This is a genomic window from Celeribacter litoreus, from assembly GCF_020165855.1.
Taxonomy (GTDB): Bacteria; Pseudomonadota; Alphaproteobacteria; order Rhodobacterales; family Rhodobacteraceae; genus Celeribacter; species Celeribacter litoreus.
Map to the genome: position 1 here is coordinate 259,423 of NZ_JAIUFY010000015.1, position 10,199 is coordinate 269,621.

Here is a 10,199-nt window from a genome sequence, read left to right on the forward strand (position 1 = left end):
CAGGCCTATGATCCCAGGGGAATACTTTATCGCCGAGGGCGAGATCGAGCTGAACGCGGGTGCCGAGGTGACCGTTGTGACCGTGTCGAATACGGGTGACCGTCCGGTGCAGGTTGGCTCGCACTACCACTTCTACGAAACCAACTCCGCGCTTGAATTCGACCGCGAAGCGACCCGTGGCCTGCGCCTCGATATCGCCGCCGGCACCGCCGTGCGGTTTGAGCCAGGCCAGACACGCGAAGTGTCTCTCGTGCGGCTGTCCGGCGCGCGTGAGGTTTACGGGTTTAATCAGAAGGTGATGGGCAAACTGTGATCCGCACCGTCCTCATATCCTCTGCGATGCTCGCGCCGTCCCTCGTGATGGCCGATGAGATTACGTGCGAGGATGCGATGACCCAGAGCGAGATGAACGCCTGTTCGTATGACGCCTGGGTCGCTGCGGATGAGGACCTGAACGACACCTACCGTTGGGCGATGGAGGTGGCCTCCGGCTGGAGCGAAGGGGCGGCAGACGCGCTGCGTGCCGCGCAACGGGCCTGGATCCCCTACCGCGACGCCGCCTGTGCGGCCGAAGGATACCTGTTCGAAGGGGGCTCCATGGAGCCGCTCATCGTCAACACCTGCAAAGAATACCTGACGCGCCAGCGCACCGAAGAGATGCGCGCCGTCTATGAGATGAATTGAGAGTGACTAAAATGCCTGCAAAGATTTCCCGCGCGACTTACGCCGACATGTTCGGCCCGACCACCGGCGACAAGCTCCGCTTGGCCGACACAGACCTGATTATCGAAGTCGAGAAAGACCTCACCGGTCCATATGGCGAAGAGGTTAAATTCGGCGGCGGTAAAGTGATCCGTGATGGTATGGGCCAGTCACAGAAATCGCGTGCCGAGGGTGCCGTCGACACCGTCATCACCAATGCGCTCATTGTCGACGTGACCGGCATTTACAAAGCCGACATCGGTCTGCGCGACGGGCGCATTGCGGGTATCGGTAAAGCGGGCAACCCCGACACGCAGCCGAACGTCGATATCATCGTTGGTCCGGGCACCGAAGCCATTGCAGGCGAAGGACGCATCATCACCGCAGGCGGGTTCGACAGCCACATCCACTTTATCTGCCCGCAGCAGATCGAAGACGCGCTGCACTCCGGCCTGACCACCATGCTCGGCGGCGGCACCGGTCCGGCGCACGGCACGCTCGCGACGACCTGCACCCCTGGTCCGTGGCACATTGGCCGGATGCTTCAGGCGCTTGACGGTGTTCCGATGAACATCGCGCTCGCGGGCAAGGGCAACGCATCCCAGCCGCAGGCCCTCGTAGAGATGATCAACGCCGGTGCGGCGGCGATGAAGCTGCACGAAGACTGGGGCACGACACCGGGCGCGATTGATTGCTGTCTCGCTGTGGCGGATGCGATGGACGTGCAGGTCATGATCCACACGGATACGCTCAACGAGTCCGGCTTTGTGGAAAACACCGTGAAGGCCATGAAAGGCCGCACGATCCACGCCTTCCACACCGAGGGCGCAGGTGGCGGACACGCGCCGGACATCATCAAGGTCGTCGGGGAAGAGCACGTTCTCCCGTCCTCCACGAACCCGACGCGCCCCTACACGGTGAACACACTCGAAGAGCACCTCGATATGCTCATGGTGTGTCACCACCTCGACAAATCCATCCCCGAGGACGTGGCCTTCGCCGAGAGCCGTATCCGTAAGGAAACCATCGCCGCCGAAGACATCCTGCACGACATGGGCGCCTTCTCCATCATCGCGTCCGACAGTCAGGCCATGGGCCGCGTCGGCGAAGTGCTGATCCGCACGTGGCAGACCGCCGACAAGATGAAGAAACAGCGCGGCCGTCTCGCCGAGGAAACTGGTGACAACGACAACTTCCGTGTCAAACGCTACATCGCGAAATACACCATCAACCCGGCGATTGCGCATGGCATGTCGACGGAGATCGGCTCCATTCAGGTCGGCAAGCGTGCTGACCTCGTGGTGTGGTCGCCTGCCTTCTTCGGTGTGAAGCCGGAAATGGTGCTGCTCGGTGGTTCTATCGCCGTGGCTCAGATGGGCGATCCGAACGCCTCAATCCCGACACCGCAGCCGGTCTACACCCGCCCGATGTTCGGCGCGATGGGCCGTGCGGTCGAAAACTCCGCCGTGCTCTTTGTGTCGCAAGCGGCGCAGGCGAACGGTGTTGGGAAGGCGCTAGGCCTCGCGAAGCAAACTGTTGCCGTGGAAAACACCCGCGACATCGGCAAGTCGCACATGGTGATGAACAGCGCGACGCCGGAAATCGAAGTGAACCCGGAAACCTATGAAGTGCGCGCGAACGGTGAATTGCTCACCTGTGAGCCCGCGAAAGAGCTGCCGATGGCGCAGCGCTACTTCATGTTCTGATCGAAACTCGGGCAATTTGCGCCCGATTGAGAGAATTTACAGCGTCCCTTTGGGGCGCTGTTTGTTTTGTTAGCGCCGAATGTCTCAAAAATTTGCCGCAGCGCAGCATCGCGCTATTGTCAAAGTCAGGGAGTGAACCAAAACAGAGGTTCCAAACATGACGCACACGGCCATGATGCCCGCGAATTTCTTTCGTATCTCTCCCGCGCTGAACGCGCGGCTTGATCTCTTCTTCACCAATTTGGGTGTTGGCCCCAACGCCTACGCAGTCCGGCGCAAACGCCTGTCGGAGCTTGCGCGGCTCGACTCCATGTCGGATGAGGCGCTCGCGGATTTGGGTGTGACGCGCGACCGTATCCCGCATTACGTGTTTCAGGACATGTTCTGCGTCTGACGGGTCACGCGCTGCGGGTCTGATCCGTGACGTGGTTGTCCGCCGCGATCCGGTCTGCATAGGCCTCGAGCGCTTCGGCCTCTGTGACGGCGTCCTCTAGTGTCGCAGGTTCGATGTGCGCGGAGCCTTCTTCAGCAAGATGAGCGAGCGGGCTGAGGGAGACATGTTCGGTCGGGCGCAGGTCTTTGGGTGTCGGCTTTTCCTCGTAGATCTGAGGCGCAGTTTTAGGAGTCCTCTGTCGGCGCGGAGCAAGCAGCACGACCTGTTCCGCAGCTTCGGAAAAATAACGCGGATCATTCAGAATTTCTTGCGGAAGCACCTCCGGACGCAGCCTTTTTGGGCATCGCGTCTCAATGACGACATCACACTGTGTCCCAGCCACCCGATCACTGTGTTTTTCGGTGGCGTAGCCTCGAATTTCATCGCAAAGTTCGGCCTCACGCTGCCGCAATTTCGCCAGTTCGGACCGGACCTCGGCGAGCGCGTCTACAGTCGCGATCATCCTGAGTTGCGGCGTCTGGGACGCGGAAATTGTGTGCGGATTGATGGTCATGGGCAGGGTCTCCTTGCCCGACATTTGAAGGCGAGTCGGTTAAGAATTCCCCAAGGCCGACCAGGAGAAGAAGATGAGTGCGACGAAAGCCTACGAGGTTCGGCACGGAGCCGGCGCTGAGGCGAAAGATCATTTGACCCTGACCTATGATCAACGGTTGCTGAGACGCAAAAAACTCACGACAGAAGGTGGCGACGCGATTTTCGTCGATCTGCCGCAGACCGTTTCCGTGGCCGAAGGCGATGCGTTCGTCTGTGAGGACGGGACGGTGATCGGCGTGAAGGCCGCCGCCGAGGAGCTGTTCGAAATCACCGGCGATACCGTGACGCGCTACGCGTGGCACATCGGGAACCGCCATACGCCGTGCGAGATTGCGCCGGATCGACTGGTGATCCAGCGTGATCCGGTTCTGAAAGCCATGGTCGAACAACTCGGCGCGACCGTCACGGAGATCATTGCGCCCTTTAGCCCCGATGGCGGGGCCTACGGGCATGGCCGGACAATGGGGCATGATCATGGCCACTCCCACGATCACGCGCATGATCACCACCACGATCACGGGCATTCCCATGAGCACGGTCACAGCCACGATCATCACCACCACGACCACGCAGGGCACAACCATTCCCATGACTGATCGCGGACTTCTCACGCTCACGCAGTGGCTGTCACCGTCCTTTCCGCTCGGCTCTTTCGCCTATTCGCATGGGCTAGAGTGGGCCATCTCGGAGGGACAGGTACGCACGGCTGAGGACCTGCAAACGTGGCTCGAGATGATCCTCACGCGCGGCGGCGGCTGGGTCGATGCGGTGTTGCTCTCGCGCGTCCTGAAAGGCGACGACCCCGAGGACACGGGCGCGATGGCAGAGGCGCTTGCGGGCACAAAGGAACGCTGGCTCGAGACGTCCGAGCAGGGCGCGGCGTTCGTCAACACGGTCGCGCAAATGGGAGGTCCGGCGCGTCCGGCGCGGGCGCTCCCCGTCGCAGTCGGTGAGGCGGCGCTAGGTCTCGGGTTGGACCCGCGGACCGTGATCGCCCTCTATCTACATAGTTTTACATCCAATCTCGTGTCTGCAGGCGTGCGGTTTGTGCCGCTCGGGCAGGCGGCGGGGCAGCGCGTTTTGGCAGCGCTACACGACGTGATCGAAACAGTCGCGGACCGTGCGAGCGAGGCCACCATCGAGAGCCTCACGACAGGCGCGTTCGCAGCCGATGTCGGTTCTGCGCTGCACGAAGACATGGACGTTCGGATTTTCAAGACGTAAGGAGACAGCATGGCATCCCCTAACGGACCCCTGCGGGTCGGGATCGGTGGCCCCGTGGGCGCCGGAAAAACAACATTGACCGGAGCGCTCGCGAAAGCGCTGTCTGAGACCCACTCGGTCGCCGTCATCACCAATGACATTTACACGCGCGAGGATGCCGAGGCGCTGATGCGGCAGCAGATTTTGCCGATGGAGCGTATTCGTGGCGTGGAAACGGGCGGGTGCCCGCACACGGCCATTCGCGAAGATGCGTCGATCAACCTCGCCGCTGTGGCCGATCTGACGGACAAAATCCCCGACCTCGATGTGATCCTGATCGAGAGCGGGGGGGATAACCTCGCCGCGACGTTCTCGCCGGAGTTGGCGGACCTGACGATCTATGTGATCGACACGGCGGCAGGGCAGGACATTCCGCGCAAACGTGGGCCCGGTGTCACGCGCTCTGATCTGTTGGTGGTGAACAAAATTGATCTCGCCCCTTATGTGGGCGTCGATCCTGTGCTGCTCGAAGAAGACACGAAACGCGCGCGTCCCTCGGGGGCCTATGTCATGGCGTCCCTGCGGCAGGGCAAGGGCGTCGAGGACATCGTGCGCTTTATCGAGGATGAGGGTGGGCTCGGTTGAGCCCATCCACACCCATTAGCCGAGGATGATGCCGATCGTCACGGCGCCGAGGCCCATAGCAGACACAAGCAAGGCGATGAGGTTCAGGCTCACGACCTTTTGCAGGCGGGCGCGGATTTCCTCGTCAGTGCCGCCGAGTTTCTTGGCTTTGAGCGCGGCCATCACGCAGTAGATCAGCAATGCCACCCCAGCGAGTGTCAGAACCACGCCACCCCAGATCAATGCGTCCATAGTTGCCTCCCGGACCAAGTCGAATACGTCAGGGGACCGCCTAACGGCTCCGAGCGCATCAGGCAAGCATTTGCGACACAGGATCTGCCCCAAACGTGGCAGGTGGCACACAATTGCGCATCGAGATGATGAGCGCGAAATGGGGGCCTCCCCAGCCTTGCCATAGCGTGGGGCAGCGGGTAGGGATCAGGCCTGAAAATTGCATAAGAATTCGTGAGGAAGGTTCAAAGATGATGGATGAGGACAACGCATCGGGTCCAAGCGCGTCTTACCGTGTGACGGCAGATGAATTGCGTCAGTTCGTAGAGCGTTTCGAGCGTCTCGAACTTGAGAAAAAAGACATCGCCGATCAGCAGAAAGAAGTGATGGCGGAGGCAAAAGGTCGTGGCTACGACACCAAAGCCATGCGCAAACTGATCGCGCTTCGCAAGAAGTCTGCTGACGAGATTGCCGAAGAAGAGGCCATTCTCGATATGTACAAAGAAGCGCTCGGCATGCGCTAAGGCGCAGTTGGTGCTTTGATGAATTTGGAAAAGGCTCGGGGTTCCCGAGCCTTTTTTCATGTCAGGGGAGAATAAACTCGACCCCGTCCATCTGCTGGATCCGTTCGAGATCGTCTTCATAGGCGTCGGTCAAACGCTCCACGAGTGCCGCATTCCAACCGGGCAAGACGATTTCTTCCTCATTGGCATCTTCATCGTGGTGTTCGAGGAGGAACTCCTCGAATAGGCGGTATTTGTCGCCCTCTGTTTCGGGCGGGTTCTCATGGAGGCGTGTGCGGAGCGCCCGCAGCCCGTCGCGTGTCATCACCGTATTGAGAATTTCAAGCTCTCCGGTGAGCCGCACCGACGCATCGGCTCCCGTCATTTCCCGCAGAATTTTGCCCCACGTGATGGGGGTGTCCTCAAACGCGAAGCAGGTGAGTTTGACATCCGGACAGGACCGCCGGATGCGCTCAACAAAACGCGACCAGCGAAGTCTTCCGATATCGTAGCCGTTCAGAAACTCCTCGTAGGTTGGCGTCGATCCGCAGGCTTTGATCGCTGCAGGCACAAAGGTCGCCGGATTTCGAAGGCCGACGAAGAATTCCATCGGGCAATCCGCGAAAACATTTCTGAGCCACGGCAATTTGAAATCCGCTTTCGCATAGAGCCGCCCGTTCTCGAAAATCTTCGATGGCACACAGATGACTTCATCGAAAGAAAGCACCATTCGATTGCAGTCATCAAACGAAACAAGTTCGTCGAGAAGCATGTCCTGCACCTCCGGCGGGGCAGGGTGCCTGTTCACTTTTTTCATGAGTGTGGGCAGGACGCTACGATAGTGCGTTTGTGCGGGGACAGCGATCCCATGTTTTGCGAGCACAGCTTTGTTCTTTGACAGGCGCTGCACGAGATAACTCCCGAATGTGCAATGGGTCCCAATGTGCATGGAGATGATCATCGCCCGACTGCTTTCCTGCTTTCGCGTCAGATTGGAGTGCCGACCGTCTCTCTGTCTAAGGACAAAGATATGAATAGATCGGAAATTTTGGCTGTCTCGGAGCGGTAATATAAGGGCTTTTCTGGACAGGGAAACCGAATTCGCCTATCCGGTGTGAATGACCGACCAAATGACTCAGCCATCAGCCCGCGATGCCCGACCGGATGCCCGACAGCATCATGGGCTAAAGCGCGTTTCCAAGTTCTCGGGCTGGTCCGTCGGTGCGGCCGTGATTGCGCTCATTGTGCTCATGCCGCTCATCGCCGTCGTTTGGATTGCTTTCCACCCGAGCGATAATATCTGGCCGCATTTGATGGAGACAACGCTGCCACGCTACATGCGCACCACGGCGATACTCGCCTTTGGTGTGGCGGGGCTCGCGGCCTGTGTTGGCACAGGCGCGGCGTGGCTCGTCTCAATGTATCGCTTCCCATTCTCCAAGACGCTTGAGTGGCTGATGTTGCTGCCTCTTGCGATCCCGGCCTATGTCGGGGCCTATGCGCTCGTGGATTTTCTCGAATATGCAGGGCCTGTTCAGGGCCTCATGCGGAGCGTGTTCGGTTGGCAAAGCGCGCGCGACTATTGGTTCCCCGAAATTCGCTCTCTCGGCTCTGCCATTGTCGTGCTCGCGGCAGCGCTCACTCCCTATGTCTTCTTGATGACGCGCGCAGCCTTTCGCGAACAATCCGGCTCCGTCTATGAAACCGCGCGGGCGCTCGGGGCAGGGCCGTTTGAGCGCTTTTGGCGTGTCGGCCTCCCTCTCGCGCGTCCTGCCATCGCTGCAGGCACAGCGGTCGTCATGATGGAAACCGTCTCTGATTACGGAACAGTCTCCTATTTCGCAGTTCAAACACTGACGACTGGTATTTTCACGACATGGCTCGAAGGCGGCAATGCAGGCGGCGCATCTCAAATCGCGTCCGTCGTCCTGCTCGTCGTGTTCCTGCTCGTGGCGTTGGAGAAGAGCTCGCGCGGCCGCGCACGCTTTCACCAAAACGCCCGTCAGGCCCGCCCCGTGACCCCGATTCCCCTGAACGGCATCCAAGGGTGGCTCGCCACAGCGCTCTGTGCTGTGCCGTTCCTGATCGGTTTTGTCCTACCCGTCTCTGTCATCACTCACCATGCCATCGGTGAGCCGGAACAATGGGCACGCCCCGGTCTTATCTCCGCGTTCTGGAACACGCTCACGGTTGCGGGTTCCGCAGCCTTCCTCACGGTGATTGCGGCGCTCTTCATGGTCTATGGCGTGCGCCTGACAGGCCGCAAACTCCCGCGTCTGATCCTGCCGTTTACCACCCTCGGGTACGCAGCACCCGGCGCTGTGCTCGGGATCGGCATTCTGTTTCCGCTGGCCGGGTTCGATCACGTCCTCGCGGACACGGTTCTCGCGATTACCGGCTATGATCCGGGGCTTCTCCTGACCGGCACCGCCTTCGCAATCGTCCTCGCCTACGTGGTGCGCTTTTTCGCCATCGCCCAAGGCGCCACAGACGCAGCCCTGGGTCGCGTGGCGCCCTCCTTACCGATGGCCGCGCGATCCCTCGGGCAGAGCCTCGGAGGCACCCTGCGCCGCGTCTACGTGCCCCTCATTCGCGGCTCTGTCGGCACAGCACTCTTGCTCGTCTTCGTGGATTGCACCAAGGAACTCCCCGCAACGCTCCTGCTCAGGCCGTTCAACTACAACACCCTCGCAACCCGCGTTTACGACAAGGCCTCGCTCGAACAACTCGAACAAGCCTCCCCCGCAGCCCTCCTTGTCATCGGCGTCGGCCTCATCGCCGTCCTCCTGCTCGCACGCTCCGAAAACGCGGCCGACTTGAGTTGAAAAACTGCTTGCACGCCCCGAACACAGCGCTTAAATGACGCCCGAGTGCCCCTATAGCTCAGCTGGTAGAGCAACTGATTTGTAATCAGTAGGTCCGCGGTTCGAGTCCGTGTGGGGGCACCATTTCAATCCTAAAAACCTTTTAAATTCATATGGTTAATCTATATTGAAGATTTTCAATACACCCCAATATCCACCTTTCGGATTTTGCTGCTTTCGCCGTTTTTTCACTATAGTTAAGCCTCGATAAATTTGGCTGATCAGATTTCTTGGCATGCCTCCAGTTTGCCGACCTAGCCTTGGTAGATTCTCAGGAAAGTTTGGAAACGCCATAAATTTGCGAAATTGCTTTGGTTCATCTTGGGACGTTTAGAACGTCCATTGAGAGAGATTTTTTTATGTCCGATTTAGAACTTCAGAAACTTTACGATGTTTGCCAAAAATGGTCTGCGCGCCATCGACCAAACATCTGGCCTGTCGATGTAGAGATCAAACGTCTCCCCCGGCCGAGCTACGATGGTGACAATACATATAACGGATTTACAGGAGCCGAGCGCCGCAAGGGCGATCAGGTGCTTCAGGTCCTGCGGCGCAGGGGGTTCATTGATCAGCCCGAACGGTGCGACATCTGTGGCGTCACGAACCGGATCGGATTTCACGGAGAAGACTATTTCGACCCATTCTCATATGCGGTCCTTTGTTTTCCCTGCCACATGGCACTGCACCGACGTTTCAAATCCCCAGAAAATTGGCAGGCTTTGCTGGATCGACATTCAGAGAGCCCCTGGATAGAGGACTATCGCACCCTTCCGCTCGAAGAATATGATTTCGCGGGATGGCTGCGAGCAAATACCGACGGTCCTCATGATGTCGTGAAAAGGGTCTGGGGCGAAAAGGACATTCGAGACTATCAGCCACGCAAAAAATCCGTGCCGAAACCTAAGATTTTGCAAATCATTCAGGAGGCGGATCCGTCAGAAACGGAATGGAAGGCACTCATGGTGCTTCTCAACCACCCTGGGTCAACCTCGGAAGAATTGACCAAACATATGGGATGGGAAGGCAAAAGCGCCTGGCATTTGGTGTTCGGCTCATTCTGTCGACGCCTTGAGCATGCTCTGGGCCCTGCGCCCAAAGTCAAAACACGCAAAAACGCCGATGGGAGCCCTGCAAAGTTTTACATTGGGCTGCTTGCGGATTTCGATGCTGCGACGCGCACGTTTAATTTGAAGGCGCAGGTGTCGAATGCACTAAGATTGGACGACTCCTAATATGATGAAGGTCAACTAACTGCGTGGTTTCCCTTCTCAGGCTGATACTTAGTATCCTCATTGGACCTCCTGTGAAACTCGACTGAGTAGCCTTCGGCTTTCCCGCTCGAGAACTTCACAGAGTTGATGCCATCTATTTAGCATGC

General features: G+C 58.8%; 13 protein-coding genes and 1 tRNA gene. 11 read left to right on the forward strand and 3 right to left on the reverse strand.

Features of this window, described 5'->3' with window-relative positions; translation table 11 throughout:
• Positions 1-7: 7 nt before the first annotated feature.
• The 4 genes from LA304_RS17580 (at position 8) to LA304_RS17595 (ending at position 2,802) form a co-directional block, all read left to right on the forward strand.
• Positions 8-313, forward strand: a complete 306-nt coding sequence (locus tag LA304_RS17580) for an urease subunit beta (protein WP_224504490.1) — start codon at positions 8-10, stop codon at positions 311-313.
• A complete protein-coding gene (locus tag LA304_RS17585; protein WP_224504491.1) occupies positions 310-684 on the forward strand; it encodes a lysozyme inhibitor LprI family protein in 375 nt (124 codons plus the stop codon). The genes LA304_RS17580 and LA304_RS17585 overlap by 4 nt, the downstream gene beginning before the upstream one ends.
• Positions 685-695: 11 nt before the next feature.
• Positions 696-2,408 (forward strand): urease subunit alpha, encoded by a 1,713-nt coding sequence (gene ureC, locus LA304_RS17590; RefSeq protein WP_224504492.1) that lies wholly within the window; start codon positions 696-698, stop codon positions 2,406-2,408.
• 157 nt (positions 2,409-2,565) lie between these two features.
• The gene (locus LA304_RS17595) at positions 2,566-2,802 is read left to right on the forward strand and encodes a DUF1127 domain-containing protein (protein WP_224504493.1); all 237 of its coding nucleotides are present in this window, start codon (positions 2,566-2,568) and stop codon (positions 2,800-2,802) included.
• Between the two features lie 4 nt (positions 2,803-2,806).
• Here LA304_RS17595 and LA304_RS17600 read toward each other — a convergent pair whose 3' ends face one another.
• Complete coding sequence (locus LA304_RS17600) at positions 2,807-3,355, reverse strand: hypothetical protein (RefSeq protein ID WP_224504494.1); 549 nt, start codon at positions 3,353-3,355, stop codon at positions 2,807-2,809.
• Positions 3,356-3,428: 73 nt separating this feature from the next.
• Between LA304_RS17600 and LA304_RS17605 the strand changes: the two genes are divergently transcribed.
• Genes LA304_RS17605 through ureG form a run of 3 tightly spaced genes read left to right on the forward strand, consistent with a single transcriptional unit; the run spans position 3,429 to position 5,244 of the window.
• Positions 3,429-3,992, forward strand: a complete 564-nt coding sequence (locus LA304_RS17605) for an urease accessory protein UreE (RefSeq protein ID WP_224504495.1) — start codon at positions 3,429-3,431, stop codon at positions 3,990-3,992.
• A complete protein-coding gene (locus LA304_RS17610) occupies positions 3,985-4,620 on the forward strand; it encodes an urease accessory protein UreF (protein WP_224504525.1) in 636 nt (211 codons plus the stop codon). Before LA304_RS17605 ends, LA304_RS17610 begins: the two co-directional genes overlap by 8 nt.
• A 9-nt stretch (positions 4,621-4,629) precedes the next feature.
• Positions 4,630-5,244, forward strand: a complete 615-nt coding sequence (ureG, locus tag LA304_RS17615; RefSeq protein ID WP_224504496.1) for an urease accessory protein UreG — start codon at positions 4,630-4,632, stop codon at positions 5,242-5,244.
• Positions 5,245-5,259: 15 nt separating this feature from the next.
• Here the strand turns inward: ureG and LA304_RS17620 are convergent, their stop codons facing one another.
• Complete coding sequence (locus LA304_RS17620; protein ID WP_224504497.1) at positions 5,260-5,475, reverse strand: hypothetical protein; 216 nt, start codon at positions 5,473-5,475, stop codon at positions 5,260-5,262.
• Between the two features lie 233 nt (positions 5,476-5,708).
• Here LA304_RS17620 and LA304_RS17625 point away from each other — a divergent pair, with 233 nt between their 5' ends.
• On the forward strand, positions 5,709-5,978 hold the full coding sequence (locus tag LA304_RS17625; protein ID WP_224504526.1) for a DUF2312 domain-containing protein: 270 nt from the start codon (positions 5,709-5,711) through the stop codon (positions 5,976-5,978).
• 61 nt (positions 5,979-6,039) lie between these two features.
• On the opposite strand, the gene LA304_RS17630 is transcribed toward LA304_RS17625, so the two are convergent.
• Complete coding sequence (locus tag LA304_RS17630) at positions 6,040-6,774, reverse strand: hypothetical protein (protein ID WP_224504498.1); 735 nt, start codon at positions 6,772-6,774, stop codon at positions 6,040-6,042.
• A 313-nt stretch (positions 6,775-7,087) separates the two neighbouring features.
• Between LA304_RS17630 and LA304_RS17635 the strand changes: the two genes are divergently transcribed.
• From LA304_RS17635 to LA304_RS17645, 3 genes are all read left to right on the forward strand, one after another.
• A complete protein-coding gene (locus LA304_RS17635) occupies positions 7,088-8,782 on the forward strand; it encodes an ABC transporter permease (RefSeq protein WP_224504499.1) in 1,695 nt (564 codons plus the stop codon).
• 47 nt (positions 8,783-8,829) lie between these two features.
• A tRNA-Thr gene (locus LA304_RS17640) sits at positions 8,830-8,905 on the forward strand.
• Positions 8,906-9,180: 275 nt separating this feature from the next.
• On the forward strand, positions 9,181-10,053 hold the full coding sequence (locus LA304_RS17645) for a hypothetical protein (protein WP_224504500.1): 873 nt from the start codon (positions 9,181-9,183) through the stop codon (positions 10,051-10,053).
• The last annotated feature ends 146 nt before the right edge of the window (positions 10,054-10,199 follow it).

What these genes read in the sequence shown, in the direction of transcription:
- LA304_RS17580 (WP_224504490.1), top strand. Translation starts at nt 8, where the DNA reads ATGATCCCAGGGGAATACTTTATCGCCGAGGGCGAGATCGAGCTGAAC.
- ureC (WP_224504492.1), top strand. Translation starts at nt 696, where the DNA reads ATGCCTGCAAAGATTTCCCGCGCGACTTACGCCGACATGTTCGGCCCG.
- LA304_RS17595 (WP_224504493.1), top strand. Translation starts at nt 2,566, where the DNA reads ATGACGCACACGGCCATGATGCCCGCGAATTTCTTTCGTATCTCTCCC.
- LA304_RS17600 (WP_224504494.1), bottom strand. Translation starts at nt 3,355, where the DNA reads ATGACCATCAATCCGCACACAATTTCCGCGTCCCAGACGCCGCAACTC.
- LA304_RS17605 (WP_224504495.1), top strand. Translation starts at nt 3,429, where the DNA reads ATGAGTGCGACGAAAGCCTACGAGGTTCGGCACGGAGCCGGCGCTGAG.
- LA304_RS17610 (WP_224504525.1), top strand. Translation starts at nt 3,985, where the DNA reads ATGACTGATCGCGGACTTCTCACGCTCACGCAGTGGCTGTCACCGTCC.
- ureG (WP_224504496.1), top strand. Translation starts at nt 4,630, where the DNA reads ATGGCATCCCCTAACGGACCCCTGCGGGTCGGGATCGGTGGCCCCGTG.
- LA304_RS17620 (WP_224504497.1), bottom strand. Translation starts at nt 5,475, where the DNA reads ATGGACGCATTGATCTGGGGTGGCGTGGTTCTGACACTCGCTGGGGTG.
- LA304_RS17625 (WP_224504526.1), top strand. Translation starts at nt 5,709, where the DNA reads ATGGATGAGGACAACGCATCGGGTCCAAGCGCGTCTTACCGTGTGACG.
- LA304_RS17630 (WP_224504498.1), bottom strand. Translation starts at nt 6,774, where the DNA reads ATGAAAAAAGTGAACAGGCACCCTGCCCCGCCGGAGGTGCAGGACATG.
- LA304_RS17635 (WP_224504499.1), top strand. Translation starts at nt 7,088, where the DNA reads ATGACTCAGCCATCAGCCCGCGATGCCCGACCGGATGCCCGACAGCAT.
- LA304_RS17645 (WP_224504500.1), top strand. Translation starts at nt 9,181, where the DNA reads ATGTCCGATTTAGAACTTCAGAAACTTTACGATGTTTGCCAAAAATGG.